This is a genomic window from Methylobacterium sp. BTF04 (assembly GCF_010692745.1).
Classification (GTDB): Bacteria; Pseudomonadota; Alphaproteobacteria; order Rhizobiales; family Beijerinckiaceae; genus Methylobacterium.
This window is the reverse complement of record NZ_JAAHTB010000061.1, coordinates 1-16,006: the sequence shown is the minus strand read 5'-3', so window position 1 is coordinate 16,006 and position 16,006 is coordinate 1. Positions and strand designations below refer to the sequence as shown.

Here is a 16,006-nt window from a genome sequence, read left to right as displayed (position 1 = left end):
GGCGATGAGGCGCCCGATCTCTCGGTCGACGGTCGTTGTCCGACAGGTCATGTCAACGATCCCTTCGATGGATTGTCGGCGGTGGCAGAAGTCTCGGCGCGACTAGAGGGCTGTCGAGTATAAAGGCCAACGGCCTCTCTTGGCGTCCAGCCGTCATTAAACGCGACGGCGTACCTTCCGAACGTCGATCCCATACTTACGAGATGCGTTTCCAAGCGAAATATTACTATCTTCGATTATTATGAAACGTGTATTGCTTTTGTTATTTGCTTGCTCGGCCTGAGTTGCTCATCGGCAGTTATCTGGGCTGTATCCAAGATCATTGTTGATTCGCTCAGAGTCCGTCCGATAAGTCATTCTGTTCGGCCCAGCCTTCGGACGAGGATCATGACGGCGGCTGCGTAGAGGAAAGCCTGGGCTGAGGCGAGGGTCGCCTCGGGATCTTTCCAGAGGCGGCGATTACGGCTGATCCATCAGCGGTGCGATCACCGCCCACTCACCATCGGTCAGATCGGTTTCATAGCGCAGTCTGGCACGGCTATGATGCCGGCGGGTGGTCGGGGTCCACATGGCGCTTCCAGGTCAGGCTTCAGCACCCTCTTGGAAGCTCTGCCATCCCGGCCACTCAACCCATCGCGGACTTATCGGACGGGCTCTCAGACTCGCATGCATCACCCGCCTCGTGAATCCTCCGACCGCGTCAATGCACTAGTCCATCACCGGCACACCGCGGATCGGTACCTGATGCGGCGGTATGAAAAAAACAGCTTGTGAATGCAGGCATAGGTGCATAACACGGCACTGCCGACGGGCGGCTAAGTCTTTGCATTTGTTGCGGTATGCTGGTGGAAAATCGAGTCCTGTCGGGCCCACCAATTTTCTCCTAAGCCATTTCAAACGCTTGACGCTCGTCGAGCATGCGGCCTCGCGAAAGGCCGCGATGCATAACAACCTTCATAATATGAACGATCAGAACGTGATTCATCCGCACTTCCAGTGCTGACGGAGTCGGGTCGGGCTTTTGGGCGTTGATCTTCGCCACCACCGAGGAGGCGTCAAACGCCGATCTCGCACCCGTCGGGACCTGCAGTGTCCGATGGGTTGCGCGTCGATGACCTGACGCTTGATTCGTCGGAGTTGTTGCGTCTTCACACCGAAACCTGGACCTGATCCGCCGGGGTCTCGGAGACGACGCCATCGTTTGGAGCCGAGACAGCGGGTTCCCGCTTTCTGTGACTGGCGAATAAAAACCCCTCTACTGGTGCATCCGCATCATTGCTCGTCGGAAATAGCGGTCCACTTGAGGGGTGCGTTGGTGCCCCGGCATCGGAGCACCCCGTGAGCGCGCAAAGGACGACCGATACCTCGGAAAAGCTCCCAGGCTCGGTGAAGGAGGCTATCGGAAATTTGGTCGGCGACCCCAAGCTCGAAGCCGAGGGTAAGTCTCATCGGAAGTTGCCGGGGTCCGGTGTGAGACCGAAGACCAACTCCCAAGCTATGAATTCCGTCCAACGCCGCATCCGCTGACACTGTCCGCGATAATAACAAGACGAGCCCCATGGTTGATACGGATCGCATCACGGGCCTTGACAGGGACCTTGGCGGCAAGGCGCAGGGCGCCGCGGAGAACCTTTGCGGCCATGCCAGGACACCGTGTGCGCCCCAGCCGAATCAAGGACGGGCGGCATCGCGCCCACGACACCTGCAGCGGTGCACTGCCGATGGGAAGCGCGCCGTGCGCGACGCCGACGACAACTGCACGTTCGCTCTGCTCGGCCTCGCCGCGTTTGGCTGCCCGACGACGCGGAAAACCGGACGGCAGTCGCAGCGGCAGAGGGAAACGAAAACAATATGCTGAGCCGCCTGAGCCGCGCCCTCGTCAGGGTGTTTCCTGCCATCCTGCTCATCGTCGTGAGCGTGCTCGCCGCCCTCTTCCGTAGCCGACGCGGAACCCGAAAAGGCGCCACGATGCCGGTGCCGAAAACGCTCGGGACGCCCGTGCGTCTCGTGCATCGTCGCGGGTCCGCGATCGCTCTCGTCGGCCTCCTCCTCGGGATCGGGCTGATCCTGGTCGTATTCGACGGCGAGGGCGCCCTCAGGCGACTGGTGTCGGCTCTCCCAGCCTCGGACAGAGACAGCAGCAAACCGGCTGCGGCCCTGCCGCGTTCGGATGCCGACGCCCGCCAGGCGAAGACCTCGGAAGCCATCTCCCCGGGCGCGATGGTCTCCCCGGGCGCGAAGGTCTCCCCGGGCGCGAAGGGTGGACTCGGCGAACGAAGCGGAGCGACGGCTGCCGGAACACCGGACAGCATTGCGCCGACCTTCGACACGGTGCGCGTCGAGCCGAACGGCGAACTGGTCGTCGCCGGACGAGCGGTCCCGAACGGCACAGTGGAGCTGCTCGTCGATGGCAAGCCTGTGGCCAGTGTGGTCGCCGATGCGAACGGACAGTTCGCCATCGTTCCCCCGGCGCTCCCGACCGGGAACAGCGAGGTCGGTCTTCGCGTGACCGATGGTCGGGGCTCGGTACGGCAATCGCGGGACAGCGTCGCGGTGGCCGTGTCGCCGTCTCGCGATGCCAAGCCGCTGGTGGCCTTGTCCTCGCCCGACAAGCCGACCGTGGTCCTGTCGCAACCGGACGCACCGAAGACGGCTTACCGCCCGGTACAACAGGCTTCACCGGGCCGACAGCCGATGGCCGGCGCAAGCGCGCCGCCCCGACACGGTTCCGGTGACGACGCGTCGAGCGATGGCGCGCCGAGGGGAGTTGCCGCGAGCGACGCCTCGCCTCGAAGCCTGACGAAGAGCGGCGACAGCGCCGTCGCGGGCGGCTTGGGCGGCGGTACGCCCGACGCCATGCCCGCCAGTCCCAGGTCCGGCTCTATGGATGGGCCGGCGATCCCGCCTTCCAGGGGAGCGGTCGCCGAAGGCGCGGAGGGAGCGCCCACCAAGATCGTCAGCGTGGATGCGCAGGATGGCGGACGGCTGTTCGTCACAGGTCAGGGGACCGCCGGGGCCACGGTGCGGCTCTACCTCAACGACACCCTGATCGCTCCCGCCAGGATCGGACGCGACGGCACCGTAACCTTCAGCATCGGCCGCGGCATCCAATCGGGGGAGTACAAGGTCCGGCTCGATCAGGTCGACCCGGCCTCGGGCAAGGTCCGTAGCCGCGTGGAAGTGCCGTTCTCCGTTCCGGAGGTCGCTCGCACCGCCCCGACGGACGGATCGGTCGCGGACCGATCGAGGGTGGCCCAGAACAAGGACGGGGACAGGCAGGGGCTGCCGAACGCAATGAGCCCGACGGCCTCCGTCCCGGCGCCCATTGCACAACAGGGCCGGCCTATGGGCGCATCGGACATGCCGCAGGATTCGTCTTCGATGTCCCCGGCGACGGCATCCAGGGAGGCCACGCCCGTTACCGAGCCGGATCCTGCCGCAGTCTTCGTCCCCGAGGTCAGAACCGCGCGGATCGAGCGCGGCGACAGCCTCTGGTCGATCAGCCGGCGGACCTACGGCGAGGGCGACCGGTACACGGCGATTTACGACGCAAACCAGGACCAGATCCGCGACCCGGACCTGATCTATCCCGGTCAGGTCTTCGTATTGCCGAACGAGGACACCATCGACGCCGTGCAGGACGGGAAACGCGGATGAGGCGGGCGTAACCCTGACCCCATTCGCGAAGACCATCACCGATGTCGTGGCCGCCGTAGCGGGTGCTCCAAGCAGCATGATCAACGGCCAGGAGAAGCTGCAACTGGAGTAAACGACGCCTTGAACGCCGAATAGCACCGAAAATGCGGATGAACCCCTGTTCGACGGTGTCTGAGACCGGTCTCGTCCTCCCGCTGCGTGAGCCGCCGGGATCTCCGGTATAGCCATGCCGCCGAACTGCTCCTTCCCGCGGGAGTCAGGGGCGTTTGCTCAGGCCAAGCCTCACATGAGTTTGGGCAAACGACCGGTTTGCTGATGGTGAGCATCCGCTGCGATCGAACCGAACTCGCCATCGCAGCTGATCGACGTAGTCCTCGAAAGCAGGCATTCGTTATGTTATTAAGAGACGAGTCTTATTTATATTTAAATTGATATTATCATAAAATCTACTAGGATAAATATAGCAACCACCGGCAGCTGATACCTACCAATCGATATTTTTACCTAAGCTATTTTTCGGCAGAGCATCGCCCATCGTAAATGATTTTGGACGCTCGGACGCTGGCAGCTGAGTGGCAGCCCAATCCTCCAGGTTACGTCTGAGAACCTCCGGGTCTTGCCCCGAATCCGGAATGACGAATGCTTTTAGGCGCGTGCCTTCCTCGGGTCGCATCAGTCTGACTGCCGCCTCGGTGACGCCCGGCCTGACGCTGAGTTGCGCAGCAATGCGGTCCGGCGAGACGTTCACCCCACCGACTTGCACCATCCCGTCTTTCCGGCCTGCCAGCCGGAAACTGTCGGGTCCCGCCCTTTGAATCGTATCCATCAAGGCGACCTCCAGACCGGACCGATGGATGAGCGTTGGCGCAGCCTCGTCCAGGGGGGCGGCAAAGCTCCATTGTGGCATCAGCCGATACGCCTCGTTGGGCTCTTCACGCATCGCGATGCCCGCGGTCTCCGTCGAACCGTAGACCTCGGTCATGCTGTCCAGGCCATCCGCGCGTAGCGCATCGATCAGTTCCGCGGAACATGGCGCCGTCGAGACCACGCCCTCAACGTCTGCGGGCCAGTGAGGGAGGCTGCGCTGAAGCCAGCTCCATCGCTCCGGGAAGGTGACCACGAGATCGCCCGGCCGCAATTGCCGAGACAGTTCGCCGGGCCCAAAGTTCGCGGCGTCGAGGGTTTCGATGCCGAGCGCCTCGGGCAGCCAAACGGTGAAGAGGAAGCCGTAGATGTGATGCGACGGAAGCAGCGCGACGACCCGCCGGCGCCGATCCCACCGAGACGACAGCGCGCGGATTTCCGCGTGCAAGAACACGAACGTATGGCTGACGCGTTTCGGACGTCCGGTGGAGCCGGAGGTCGAAAAAGTGATCCGCTCGACACCGCCGTTCAAAGATGCCGTCACCCGGTCGACCCAGGCGCCGAAGGTCACTTCGGCAAGCAGGCCGGTGTCGTCGGCCAACTCGTGCAAATGGAACATTTCATTGACCGCCGACGCCAGCCAAAGGCGTTCGAGCGAGTCGCAGCCGAGTGTCTCGCCGGTCCCTTGCGACTCTCCGAGCCGAAGATTTTCTGGCCAGGGCTGTCGCAGAGGCTTTGGAAAGTCCTGACCGCGACGCCCACGCGTCGCTGTCAGTTCGGCCGAGACAAGGCTTTGCACGACACGGGCGATCGCAGGGCGCGAAAGCATCATCGACTCTCTCAGGCTGCGGCCCGGTTGCGACCTGCGATAGCGACCTGATCGCGTCCGCCATGTTTGGCACGGTACAGCGCCTCGTCGGCCGAAGCCATGAGGTTGGCCAGGGCCTGCCCGGATGTCTCAGGGGCGACGCAGCCGAAACTTGCGGTGACGGACAGGCCCTTGCCGCCAAATGCGAACGGGACTTCGGACACGACGCGTCGAACCCGTTCGGCGATCCGTACCGCTTCGTCGAGCGAACCGCCCGGAAGCAGGATGCCGAATTCTTCGCCACCGAGCCGCGCGAAGGTGTCCTGCGGCCGAAGCTCGGCCTTGCAGCGGCGCGTGAGTTCCTGAAGGACCGCATCGCCGGCGGCATGGCCTTCGGTGTCGTTGATACGCTTGAAGTGGTCGATATCCATTGCGACGATGGCAAAACCCGTCGCGTACCGTCGAAACCGGGCCAGCTCCCGCTCCGCCATTTCGAAGAAGTGAGCCCGGTTGCCGGCTCCGGTCAGGTGGTCGCGGGTCAAAAGGTTGCGAAGCTCGGTGGCATCGCGTCCCTGTCGTGTCACAGCGCGCAGCACCACGGTGTATCCGAGTTGACCGCCTTCGCCATCCTGATCGTGGCGGACCGTGACGAGGCGCTGACACCAGTAGCGTTCGCAGGTGCCGTGGACGTGCCACCCTTCGTACAGGTGCCACCCATCGCGCTGCGCCGTGACGAGAGCCTCGCCCACCGATGGCGCCGACGAGACGGCGTCGGGCCGCTCGATCGCTTCAAGGGGGAGACCAATCAGATTTTCTGGCGCGAGAGCGGTCTGACGCAGGATGGACGGGGTGACCGCGTCGATCCGGCCGGCCTCATCCAGCGACATCACCGCGACATCGTCGATACCGTCGAGGAGGGAGGCGAACCAAGTCTCGGCTTCCTTCAGCCGACGCTCTTGCACGACTTGCTTGCTGATATCGCCGAGCGTCGCGATGTAGCGCTCGGCCGACATCTTGACGATGGTACACGCAAGGACGGTCGCACGGCCCTTGCCGCCACCGACGAAGATCCGGTGCCCCTCGCACACGGTGCCGTGCCCGGGCTCGAATGCGTCGAGCAGGTTCCGGAGGTCGGGTGCGCAGGAGGAGAGCGCCTCGAACAGGTTCGTGACGAAGGGGGCCCCCGAGATCGGAAGCAGCAGTTGCATCGCAATCGGGTTTGCCATGCCGACGGTGCCATCGGCGGCGAACTCGATCAGGCCCGTCGGACAGGCATAGAGGAATTGCAGAAGGGCGGTGTTCTCAGCCTCAAGATCCGTCAACATGGTGATCTCAGCGCTCGATCAACAGAAATCGAAGGGACACATCGGACTTCTTCAGGAGCCGGAGCCTGACGCGGGTCGGCCGCATCCGCAACGTCAGCACGTAGTCGATGATCACGTCCAACTCGGGCTCGTCCGCGAAGCGTTGGGCCACCATGAAGTTGTTCATGCACTGAGCCGTCACCGCGAAGTACGGGGCGCCGACAACGGAATCGCGTGGCAAACCCGCCAATCGGGACTCGGTGGCGTTGTAGAGTTCGACGATGTCGTCGGATGTGAAGCCGACCGCGCCGAAGGGGAGCGCGTCGAACTGATCCGCGTCGAAGGCGACGAGTTCAGGGAGGGTGACGGTCTCGAAAGTCGGCATGGTTCGCTACTCGATCGACAGGCTGATGAGATCAGGCGGCTTTAGACGACACTGTCACGGACCCAGATCCCGTCTCGCCGGACAGGTCGTCGAGCCCTGGGAAACGAACGTCCGGCAGGCGTTCGATCGCCGGCTTGGCGAAGAGATAGCCTTGGAAAAGGCGTATCCCCGCCGAGCGCAACGCCGAGAGCTCGGCCTCAGTCTCGACGCCTTCCGCCAGAACCGTCACACCGAGCTGACGCGCCATGGTGGTGACGCAGGCGATGATGGTCTGGCGCGCTGGCGAGTTCGCGATGCCACGGATCAACTCCATATCGAGCTTGATCAAATCGGGCTGCAGGTTCGCGAGCAGGTTGAGCCCGGCGTAGCCGGCGCCGAAATCGTCGAGCGCGGTCAGGAAGCCCTGCTTGCGATACTCCGCGACAATCCGTCTGACATGCGCGACGTCCACCATCCGCTCGTTCTCGGTGAATTCGAACATGATCTGTTCGTGCGGAAAGCCGACGCGATGGGCGGCTTCGAGTGTGGCCCGGATGCAGGCTGCGGGCTCGTAGACCGCATTTGGCATGAAGTTAATCGAAAGCCGGGTCGCACGGTCAGAGAACAGGCTTCCGGCCAATTCGATCGCCTTCACGCGACAAGCCTGGTCGAACTTGTAGCGATTGGCCTCGTCGACTTGCGCGAGGATGTCGCCGGCCCCCTGCCCTTCGGTGCCGCGGACCAAGGCTTCATAGCCCCAGATCTTGTTGGACTCGGCGTCGACGATCGGGTGAAAGGCCATCGTGAAGGAAAAAGGTAGTCGTTCGCCGTCCCGGCAGCCCTGACATCCAACTCGGCTCATCGAACAACGCCTCTCACTCTGCTCCACTAGCTACACGTGAGGTTATGAAGCCACCGTAAAGCGCGGAAACCTATCGTATTGCATGCGACACTTCGTGATGTCGGCGTTCGGGCGAGCTCGGCGTTGCCGGTCCGGGCCGAGGCGCTTCACGGGAAACGAGGGCTCTCCGAGACGGCCGCACGATGCCGAAGAGTTTGCCCGACCCCTCGTCGCTGGCCTCGCCGTGATCGGGCTCTGGCGCCATCTTGCCAGTCGCACCGCGAAAACTCTGGCACTGCGCCTTGAAGGGAGGCCGCGTCGGAACCGAGACCGGTCGCGTCCATTGCCGTTGGACGACGGGGAGGAATGCGATGACGGAGACCAAGGGCCAGGGCAACGGGAAGGGCCAGGGCAACGGGAAGGGCAAGGGCAGCGCGACGGCAAAGAAGGCGAATGCCAAAGCGGCCAAGGAGGGCAAGGACAACCCGCGTACGTCCTCAGCGGCGCAAGCCGAGCTCGGCAGGAAGGGTGGGAAGTCCAAGACATGAACAGCCCGACCTCAATCCCTCATCGGATCCTCCTCGCAGGCGCGACCGGCGGCCTCGGCCTGCGGATCGCACGCGAGCTGCGAGAGCGCGGGGCCAGCGTGACGGCGGCGATCCGGCTGGGAACCGCTCCGGTCCGCGTGGAGCCCTTGACGGCGTTGGGCGTCGAGATCCGCGACGTGGACCTCGACGATGTGGCGCAGGTTACCGCGGCCTGCCTCGGCGTCGATTGTTTGGTCTCTGCCCTCAATGGGCTTCAGCACACGATCCTCGGCACGCAGTCGGTGCTCCTGGATGCCGCGGTGGCCGCCGGTGTACCGCGCTTCATTCCCTCGGATTTCTCCTTGGACTTCACGCGGACGCCGCCGGGATCGAACCGCAACATGGACCTGCGACGGGCGTTCAAGGAGCGGCTCGATGGCGCGCCGATCCAGGCGACCTCGATCCTCAACGGCGCCTTCATGGACATGCTGACCGGGCAGGCGCCGTTCATTCTGTTCGGGCCGCGGCGCGTCATTCATTGGGGCGACGCCGATCAGCCCGTCGATTTCACGACGATGGACGATACGGCCGCCTACACCGCGGCCGTCGCGATGGACCCGACCCCGCCCCGGACGCTGCGGATTGCCGGGGAAGTCACCTCGGCTCGGGACTTGGCAGCATCTGCCGGCGCTGTCGCCGGCCGACCTTTCAAGACGCTCCGGGTCGGCGGTATCGGTTTGCTTGGGGGGATGATCAAGCTCACCCGACTGGTGGCGCCGGGAAAGGACGACGTGTTTCCGCCCTGGCAAGGCATGCAGTACATGCGCGACATGTACAGCGGCGATGGCAAGCTCGGGCCGCTCGACAACGACCGCTACCCGGGGATGCGCTGGACCACGGTGCGGGAGGTCCTGTCGGCGCGGTGACGGGGGGCTTGCGCGTCCCGGCGTCTATCCTCTTCGACCACGCCGTGTGGACGCCTCGCGAGGGGGCGTCCACACGGCGTGAGGGCGCATCCAAACGAAGCGTCGGAGTAGGCGACGGCGCGTATTCAAGATCGCGAAAGCCGACCGATCAGGATCACGCTGCGCGCACGGTCTCGAGGAAGCGCCCAACCTCGGCGGCCAGATGTTCGGACTGACGCGACAAGTCCGAAGCCGCCCCTAAAACTTGGCTCGCCGCCGCCCCGGTTTCCTCAGCAGCACCGGCCACGCCGGCGATATTGCTGGTGACCTCACCCGTGCCGATCGCCGCCTGACTGACGTTCCTGACGATTTCCTGGGTGGCGGCGCCCTGCTCCTCGACGGCGGCCGCGATCGAGGTCGCGACGCCGCTGATCTGTCGAATCCGTCCAGTGATGCCGCCGATCGACGTCACCGCTTGTCCCGTCGATGCCTGGATCCGGGCGATCTGCCCCGAGATCTCGCTCGTCGCCTTAGCGGTCTGCCCGGCGAGGGCCTTCACCTCAGCGGCGACGACCGCGAAGCCGCGTCCGGCCTCGCCAGCCCGTGCCGCCTCGATGGTGGCGTTGAGCGCGAGCAGGTTGGTCTGCCCAGCGATGTCCGAGATCAAACCCACCACGTCGCCGATCCGGGAAACCGCTGTGCTGAGTTCCTGAACCAACGTTCCGGTCTGGTCGGCTTCGTGCACCGCACGTTGCGCCATCTCGGCGGAACCGGCGACCTGTCGACCGATCTCCTGCACCGACGACCCCAACTCCTCGGCCGCCGCCGCGACGGTGTTGACGTTGGCAGCGGCTTCCTCCGCAGCGGCCGCGACAGTAGTCGACTGGCTGGCTGTTTCCGTGGCCGTGGCGTTCATTGTCTGAGCGGTTGCCTGCAACTCGGTAGCCGACGAGGACACCCGGCCGATGATGCCACCGACTGCAGCCTCGAAACCGTCGGCCATCTGCCGCATCCCGATCTTACGCTGTTCCTCGGCGACGAGCCGCGCTTGCGCCGTCTCTGCCTCCAGCGCTCGGCTGCGGATCAGATCGTCCTTGAACACCTGCACGGAGGCCGTCATCACGCCGATCTCGTCCTTACGGCGTGTGCCGGGCACAACCGCGGCGAGGTCCCCCTGAGCGAGTTGCCGCATGGTGCCGTTGAGCAGCGTCAGGGGCTTCATGGCGCGACGGAGCGCGAACCAGAGGACGGCAGCGCTCGCAAGGGCGATGATGAGGGTCGCGCTGGCGGCGCGCTCCATCATCCGATCCAGGGTGGAAAAGTAATCGGCCTTCTTCACTCCGACGTACAGAATACCGATGACTCGGCCCGAGGCCTCCCGGATCGGTTCATAGGTCGCCAGGTAAGGCACCCCAAGTATGTTGGCTTCACCCCGGTAGGTCTGACCCTGGGTCAAGACGGCCTCATAGACAGGTCCCGGCGCCAGCTTGGTGCCGACACCGCGGCTACCATCCGGCTTCAGCACATTGGTGGCAATCCGCGTGTCGCCCTGGAAGACCGTGGCCGTTCCTCCGATGATCTCACGGACACGATCAACGGCTACATCAGCTGCACCAATGACATGGGATCCGACCTGCAGGTGACCGTTGACGAGAGCGAAGCCAGTCGACCCGCCCTGATCTGTGAGAGAGCGCTGAAGCAAGCGCAGGTTGCTGTCGAGCGCGTCAGCGGCACGCCGAGACATCTCGCTGCGGAGATCGAACAGGATCAAGCCCGCAACACTCAATGCAGCCAGGATCAGCAGGACGGTGCTCGTGAGGCTAACCCGAGCCGGGAATGAAAGTATTGGAAGCTGCATCCGACGGGTCATCATGTCTGGACCTTGAAAATGTAGGGCCGGCCCGCTTTGCCTGCCAGGGCAGGTTGCTTGCGAGGTGCAAGCCGTTGGACATCGATCGCGCGCCTGCACGACACACAAGCGCTTGCCTGGACGTCGTCGGCCTCGGCAGGATAGTGAGCGCTCTGCTGTTAATTAAAGTATAAGCTCAGCAAGCGGCAGGGATGCGTAGGACTAACAAATGTGCTCTAGCTTCGAAACTTCCTAAAGCGCGAAAAATCGGCTATCCGATTGCGAAAGTTTGATAATTCGTATCGCGGCGGAGCGGGCGCCTGCCTCGCGGCATGCCTTGATTTTCACCGAACGGACCTTCCGCCCGACCGGTGCATGCTTATTTGCCGCAGATAAAATAGCTATATCTAGACGATAGACTATCGCCACGGAAACAAATAAACGCGCTATAATTGTAAAAATAGATAGCTGTACTTAATTTGATTTATAAGTATATGTATTTATTCGCACGAGTGCGAAACGTGCTGTGAATATTTATTTCAACATATAAAAACTATATTTCTGGCGAATGCATTGTGCGATTATTTTATTGTCGGGCTTATTTTATAGCCGTGAGCAAGATTTCGCATCGCGCGGTCTTTAACTGATAGGATTAATTAACTAAATCGAAGATTATCTTCGTGTGTCGTGGCCGGTCCCCATTCGGTGGCGCAGGTGCGAAGTCAGATGTCTGGTCCCGGCATGTGGTGGCGCGGGTTTGACCTCGATCGGCTGGACAAGGTGAGACTAAGGCGGGCGCCATGGTCGTCACTCGGACCGACAGACCCGTTTCCCAAATAGACGATCGCTTTCCAGAGTGTCGGCCTTCGACCCGGCAGTGGGGAACCCATGCCTGGCGCGGCACTCTTGGCCTGACGCGGCACTCTTGGCCTGACGCAGCACTCTTGGCCTGGCGCAGCACTCTTGGCTTGGCGCGGCACTCTTGGCCTGGCGCGGCACTCTTGGACGGAACGCCGAAAACTGTGCGGGACATGGCGATGCCGCCGCCTTCCTGGCGGCGGCATCCGAGCCGTTCCTGCCCGCTCGTGCCCTTCTCCGGAGAAGGCCCGGAGCGGCACGGGTTGACGTCACGCCGGCACGGCGGTGGCACCTGCACCAGACGGGGCCCTCGGGCGCGGCAGGATCGTCGCCGGGCATGGGGGCGGATCGTCGTCATCGTCTCGCCGACCTCGGCGGATGTGCCAGCCGAGGTTCGCCAACCGGCGCCTGCGTCGACGCGGTGCCCGATGGGTCTGGGCAGCGGCTTTTTCCGAGATACCGCGGTCAAGTTCGGCTAGCGCGACCAGCAAGGCGTCGACGGATACCGGCTCGGCCCGGCTTCCACTCAAGCAGCGCAGGCCGGGCGCGTTCTCGAGAGCGTGCGCATCCGATACCCAAGATGCCAGGATCGTCCGTTTCTCCCCATCGGTGAGGCCGGGATGCGCCAGCACGTCACGCGGGTGACGAAACACGTCTCCCGGGGCGACGATGGCCTGCCAAGCCTCAAAGGAGGCCGGGTGTGGGTTGGCTGGGTTCAGCGGACCGGAATGTAAGTCGTGCGTCTCCATCTTCGACATGATTGAACCTCTCAAGGGGATGCGAGGCAAGAGGGGATGCGAGGCAAGGGATCGAAACGAGCCCCCTCGGGGGCCCGACAGCCCCCGAGGGTCGACGTCAGTTTTTCGGCCGGCGCGGGTCTAGGCGGCCTTGGCGTGGTTCTCCACCTGCGCCTGGGCGTTGTCCTGACCGATGGCGGCCTGCGCGTCGCCGATGGCGATCCGACGTGGCTTGAGCGCCTCCGGCACCTCACGCTCGAGGTCCACGGTCAGCAGCCCGTTTTCCAGGCTCGCGCCGGTGACCGTCACATGGTCGGCCAGATTGAAGGTTTGGCGGAAGGCCCGCGCCGCGAGGCCGCGATGCAGGTACTCCCGCTCACCGCTCGGATCCCCTTTCTGGCCCGTGACCTGAAGGGTGGTGGCGTGCTGGGTCAGGTCGATCTCGTCCTGGGAGAAGCCGGCGACCGCCATGGTGATGCGGTACGCATCCTCCGCCACCTTCTCGATGTTGTAGGGCGGCCAGGTCATGGATGTCTCGACCCGGGCGGACTGGTCGAGCAAGGCGACAAGTCGGTCGAAGCCGACGGACGAGCGATAGAGCGGGGCGAAATCAAAGGTCCTCATGACCACATTCTCCTCGGAGCAACGTGATGACGAAGGTCACCGGACACCATGTCCGGCGCCGTGGGCGAGCCCATTCGGGCCTCGCACGCGTGAAACGTGGATGTCTGGACGCGGTTCCGGTTGGTTGCAGATCTTTTATGGTGTGAAAAATCGAGGGTCGCGCCGGCGCACACGACGTTCGAAACCCGATCACGGACTTCGCGCTTTCGACCGATGACCACTTTCAACCCATGATTAAGGGATGCCTAGCAGGCTGTTGAAAAAGTCCGTGGCCTACTGGGGCTTGGCGGGATCCACTTCCCTCCTGACAGCGGGCGGGGAAGACAAATCCGGGGCGCAGCCTGAGCGTCCAAGTCATCAAACCAGCTGGCGAACGGGCTGCCGCCACGGGCATCCAGAAACTCCCTGGTCTCCATTTGATATAGTGCCATGTACGCTGCCATTTAAGCCTGATCTGACAGGCGGTGGTTCAATCGTACATCCAACAGGGTGCCACGGCCCCTGCCCCGCCCGTTTGAGCGGGAGCCTTGTCTTCCGGGCATGGGGCAGCACATAACTTCCTATTTATCAGGTGCGATTTTATGCTACCGTCATAAGATGCCGAGGAAAGCGACCGACCATGCAGCCGGCTGAAAAGATCAGCGTCACCATGACCCCCGACCTGCTCCGCGCTGTGCGTGAGAGCGTCGAGGCTGGCGAGTACGCCTCCACCAGCGAAGTCATGCGCGACGCCGTGCGCGTCTGGCAGCGTCAGCGCCTGGAAGACGCCGAACGGCTGAACGTCATCCGCTCCCGCATCCGGCGCTCCCTGGACGATCCTCGGCCAGCCCTCAGCCTCGAGGAGGCCAGGGGGAACATCGAGGCCCTTCACGACGAAACCGTGAAGGCGCACCGGCATGAGGCGTCTTAAGGTTGAGATTGGCGCGGAAGCCGACCACGACCTCCGACAGATCTACCGCTGGGTCTACGAAGCGAGTCGCGCGCCCCACGTCGCCCGCCGTTTTCTGGATCGGTTGATCGGCCGATGCGAACGCGTTGGTGATGCGCCCCATGCTGGCCGTCCCCGCGATGACCTGGAGCCCGGCTTGCGGACGGTGCCGTTCGAGCGCACGGCCGTCATCGCCTACCAGGTCGAGAAGGACCGGGTTCTGATCACCAACGTGTTCTATGGCGGACGGGACTTCGAGGCCCTGTATCGCGGCGAGCCGCCGGAAGACGAGGCGTAACCGACCAAGCTCGCGAACCGTCGTCCTTGATGGAGGTGGGGCGTCCTCTGCGGGCCGTACCCGCTCGCATTCTGTTGAAAAAGTCCGTGGCGTGCCGGGGCTTGGCATGATTCACTCCCTCCTGGCAGCGGGCGGGAAAGGCAAATGCGGGGCTCGGATCAGCGTTCGGAGACGTTGTTCTTGTATGGGGCCCTGGAGGCTCGGGTCCGGGCAGTTCCTCCGCTGCGAACAATCCGGCCGCTCACGGATGAGACGCTGGCGGCACTGAGCGGGGCGTTTTCGGGGCTGTATGCGACCACCGGGGCCTTCACCGGCGGGGCCGGCCGCAGGGGGGATCACGTCACCATCGCGTTCGACTGGACCGGCAACGACGAGATGGACGCGGTCTGCGGCTCCGGATCGGCCAAGCTCCAGGCCGACGGCTCACTTCAAGGCGAACTCCGTATCCACCGCGGTGACGCAATCCCCTTCGGCGCCCGCCCTTGGCCGACTTCTTCAACACCCTGGTAGGCCATGGACAAGTTCTTCTACTACCTCGTCACGTTGCTTGAGTCCGCCCTATCGGTCGTCGGCATCCGCGGCACCTACGAAGAGCCGCGTTACGCAATCGTCGAGCGTCTCGACCGCGGGGTCGAAATCCGGGCCTACGAGGGGCGCATGGCCGTCGAGACGGACGCCAGGGGACAACAGGACGGGGAAGCGTTCGGCCGGCTGTTCCGGTACATCACCGGAGCGAATGGCGGCGACCAGCGCATCGCCATGACCACGCCCGTCGAAAGCAAGGGCCGCCTCATCGCCATGACGGTCCCGGTCGAGCAGGGCGGCCAGGGAACGATGCGGTTCTACCTGCCGCGGGCGGTCGCCGAAGCCGGTGCGCCGGAACCGACCGAGCCCGGTGTCCGTCTGGTCCGAATTCCTTCCGAACGGCTGGCCGTTCTGCGTTTCACCGGTGGTGCGTCGCCTGAGGCGAGGGATGAACAGGCCCGGATCCTGACGACGGTGCTGGAGGCCGCCGGACGGAAGCCAGCGGATCAGCCCGTCTTCATGGGCTATGATCCGCCCTTCTCGGTGCCTTTCCTGCGCCGGAACGAGGTCGCGGTGCGACTACCGTCTCGCTCATCGTAAGCCGGTCGACCTCGCTCCGAGCGCGTTGCGAGGGGGCCAGGTGCAGGGGTTGTGTCTCCGCCATCATAGCGGCGGCCACTGATCCACCCGACAGCACCGAAAGCGCGGACGACCTAAAGCTGCACGCTGAAACACAGCTCCACCGGCCGTGATTAAAAAAAGAAAACGGCCGGAGCGATGCTCCGGCCGCCGTGGTTTTGCTTGGTCGGATCAGGCCGCTTAGCGGAGGAGCTGGAGCACGCCCTGCTGCGCCTGGTTGGCCAGCGAGAGGGCCGAGATGCCGAGCGACTGACGGGTGGTCAGCGCCTGCGAGTTCG

General features: G+C 63.8%; 13 protein-coding genes and 3 pseudogenes. 7 read left to right on the top strand and 9 right to left on the bottom strand.

Features of this window, described 5'->3' with window-relative positions; genetic code table 11:
• Positions 1-353: 353 nt before the first annotated feature.
• Positions 354-473, bottom strand: a pseudogene (locus tag G3T14_RS21310) (IS5/IS1182 family transposase); the annotation flags it as partial.
• Between the two features lie 4 nt (positions 474-477).
• Positions 478-570, bottom strand: a pseudogene (locus G3T14_RS24785) (IS5/IS1182 family transposase); the annotation flags it as partial.
• Between the two features lie 1,062 nt (positions 571-1,632).
• Between G3T14_RS24785 and G3T14_RS21305 the strand changes: the two are divergent.
• The gene (locus G3T14_RS21305) at positions 1,633-3,657 is read left to right on the top strand and encodes a LysM peptidoglycan-binding domain-containing protein (RefSeq protein ID WP_246733480.1); all 2,025 of its coding nucleotides are present in this window, start codon (positions 1,633-1,635) and stop codon (positions 3,655-3,657) included.
• A gap of 484 nt (positions 3,658-4,141) precedes the next feature.
• Here G3T14_RS21305 and G3T14_RS21300 read toward each other — a convergent pair whose 3' ends face one another.
• The 4 genes from G3T14_RS21300 to G3T14_RS21285 are packed head-to-tail and all read right to left on the bottom strand — an operon-like array spanning position 4,142 to position 7,859.
• A complete protein-coding gene (locus G3T14_RS21300) occupies positions 4,142-5,353 on the bottom strand; it encodes an AMP-binding protein (protein WP_163644529.1) in 1,212 nt (403 codons plus the stop codon).
• A gap of 8 nt (positions 5,354-5,361) precedes the next feature.
• Positions 5,362-6,654: a sensor domain-containing diguanylate cyclase gene (locus tag G3T14_RS21295; RefSeq protein ID WP_163644528.1), complete on the bottom strand. Its 1,293-nt coding sequence runs from the start codon at positions 6,652-6,654 to the stop codon at positions 5,362-5,364.
• A gap of 7 nt (positions 6,655-6,661) precedes the next feature.
• Entirely contained in the window at positions 6,662-7,018 is a 357-nt protein-coding gene (locus tag G3T14_RS21290; protein WP_163644527.1) for a phosphonate transporter, read from the bottom strand.
• 31 nt (positions 7,019-7,049) lie between these two features.
• Positions 7,050-7,859, bottom strand: a complete 810-nt coding sequence (locus G3T14_RS21285; protein ID WP_163644531.1) for an EAL domain-containing protein — start codon at positions 7,857-7,859, stop codon at positions 7,050-7,052.
• Between the two features lie 350 nt (positions 7,860-8,209).
• Between G3T14_RS21285 and G3T14_RS24780 the strand changes: the two genes are divergently transcribed.
• Positions 8,210-8,386 (top strand): hypothetical protein, encoded by a 177-nt coding sequence (locus tag G3T14_RS24780; protein WP_204262986.1) that lies wholly within the window; start codon positions 8,210-8,212, stop codon positions 8,384-8,386.
• The gene (locus G3T14_RS21275) at positions 8,383-9,291 is read left to right on the top strand and encodes an NmrA family NAD(P)-binding protein (protein ID WP_163644526.1); all 909 of its coding nucleotides are present in this window, start codon (positions 8,383-8,385) and stop codon (positions 9,289-9,291) included. Before G3T14_RS24780 ends, G3T14_RS21275 begins: the two co-directional genes overlap by 4 nt.
• Positions 9,292-9,445: 154 nt before the next feature.
• Here G3T14_RS21275 and G3T14_RS21270 read toward each other — a convergent pair whose 3' ends face one another.
• The 3 genes from G3T14_RS21270 to G3T14_RS21260 all read right to left on the bottom strand — a co-directional run bounded on the left by G3T14_RS21270 (position 9,446) and on the right by G3T14_RS21260 (position 13,338).
• Positions 9,446-11,143: a cache domain-containing protein gene (locus G3T14_RS21270; RefSeq protein ID WP_246733479.1), complete on the bottom strand. Its 1,698-nt coding sequence runs from the start codon at positions 11,141-11,143 to the stop codon at positions 9,446-9,448.
• A gap of 1,103 nt (positions 11,144-12,246) precedes the next feature.
• A complete protein-coding gene (locus G3T14_RS21265) occupies positions 12,247-12,735 on the bottom strand; it encodes a hypothetical protein (protein ID WP_163644525.1) in 489 nt (162 codons plus the stop codon).
• Positions 12,736-12,855: 120 nt separating this feature from the next.
• A complete protein-coding gene (locus G3T14_RS21260) occupies positions 12,856-13,338 on the bottom strand; it encodes an Hsp20 family protein (RefSeq protein WP_163644524.1) in 483 nt (160 codons plus the stop codon).
• Between the two features lie 619 nt (positions 13,339-13,957).
• On the opposite strand from G3T14_RS21260, the gene G3T14_RS21250 reads away from it, so the two are divergent.
• The 4 genes and pseudogenes from G3T14_RS21250 (at position 13,958) to G3T14_RS21230 (ending at position 15,689) form a co-directional block, all read left to right on the top strand.
• Positions 13,958-14,248, top strand: coding sequence for a ribbon-helix-helix protein, CopG family (locus G3T14_RS21250; protein ID WP_163644523.1), 291 nt, complete (start codon positions 13,958-13,960; stop codon positions 14,246-14,248).
• Positions 14,235-14,564 (top strand): type II toxin-antitoxin system RelE/ParE family toxin, encoded by a 330-nt coding sequence (locus tag G3T14_RS21245; RefSeq protein WP_163644522.1) that lies wholly within the window; start codon positions 14,235-14,237, stop codon positions 14,562-14,564. Before G3T14_RS21250 ends, G3T14_RS21245 begins: the two co-directional genes overlap by 14 nt.
• A gap of 144 nt (positions 14,565-14,708) precedes the next feature.
• Positions 14,709-14,858: pseudogene (locus G3T14_RS21240) on the top strand (IS5/IS1182 family transposase); the annotation flags it as partial.
• A gap of 219 nt (positions 14,859-15,077) precedes the next feature.
• Positions 15,078-15,689, top strand: coding sequence for a heme-binding protein (locus G3T14_RS21230; protein WP_163644521.1), 612 nt, complete (start codon positions 15,078-15,080; stop codon positions 15,687-15,689).
• Positions 15,690-16,006: the final 317 nt, after the last annotated feature.

Bases quoted from the DNA above. Each gene is read 5' to 3' on its own strand.
- G3T14_RS21300 (WP_163644529.1), bottom strand. From the start codon at position 5,353: ATGATGCTTTCGCGCCCTGCGATCGCCCGTGTCGTGCAAAGCCTTGTC.
- G3T14_RS21295 (WP_163644528.1), bottom strand. From the start codon at position 6,654: ATGTTGACGGATCTTGAGGCTGAGAACACCGCCCTTCTGCAATTCCTC.
- G3T14_RS21290 (WP_163644527.1), bottom strand. From the start codon at position 7,018: ATGCCGACTTTCGAGACCGTCACCCTCCCTGAACTCGTCGCCTTCGAC.
- G3T14_RS21285 (WP_163644531.1), bottom strand. From the start codon at position 7,859: ATGAGCCGAGTTGGATGTCAGGGCTGCCGGGACGGCGAACGACTACCT.
- G3T14_RS24780 (WP_204262986.1), top strand. From the start codon at position 8,210: ATGACGGAGACCAAGGGCCAGGGCAACGGGAAGGGCCAGGGCAACGGG.
- G3T14_RS21275 (WP_163644526.1), top strand. From the start codon at position 8,383: ATGAACAGCCCGACCTCAATCCCTCATCGGATCCTCCTCGCAGGCGCG.
- G3T14_RS21270 (WP_246733479.1), bottom strand. From the start codon at position 11,143: ATGATGACCCGTCGGATGCAGCTTCCAATACTTTCATTCCCGGCTCGG.
- G3T14_RS21265 (WP_163644525.1), bottom strand. From the start codon at position 12,735: ATGTCGAAGATGGAGACGCACGACTTACATTCCGGTCCGCTGAACCCA.
- G3T14_RS21260 (WP_163644524.1), bottom strand. From the start codon at position 13,338: ATGAGGACCTTTGATTTCGCCCCGCTCTATCGCTCGTCCGTCGGCTTC.
- G3T14_RS21250 (WP_163644523.1), top strand. From the start codon at position 13,958: ATGCAGCCGGCTGAAAAGATCAGCGTCACCATGACCCCCGACCTGCTC.
- G3T14_RS21245 (WP_163644522.1), top strand. From the start codon at position 14,235: ATGAGGCGTCTTAAGGTTGAGATTGGCGCGGAAGCCGACCACGACCTC.
- G3T14_RS21230 (WP_163644521.1), top strand. From the start codon at position 15,078: ATGGACAAGTTCTTCTACTACCTCGTCACGTTGCTTGAGTCCGCCCTA.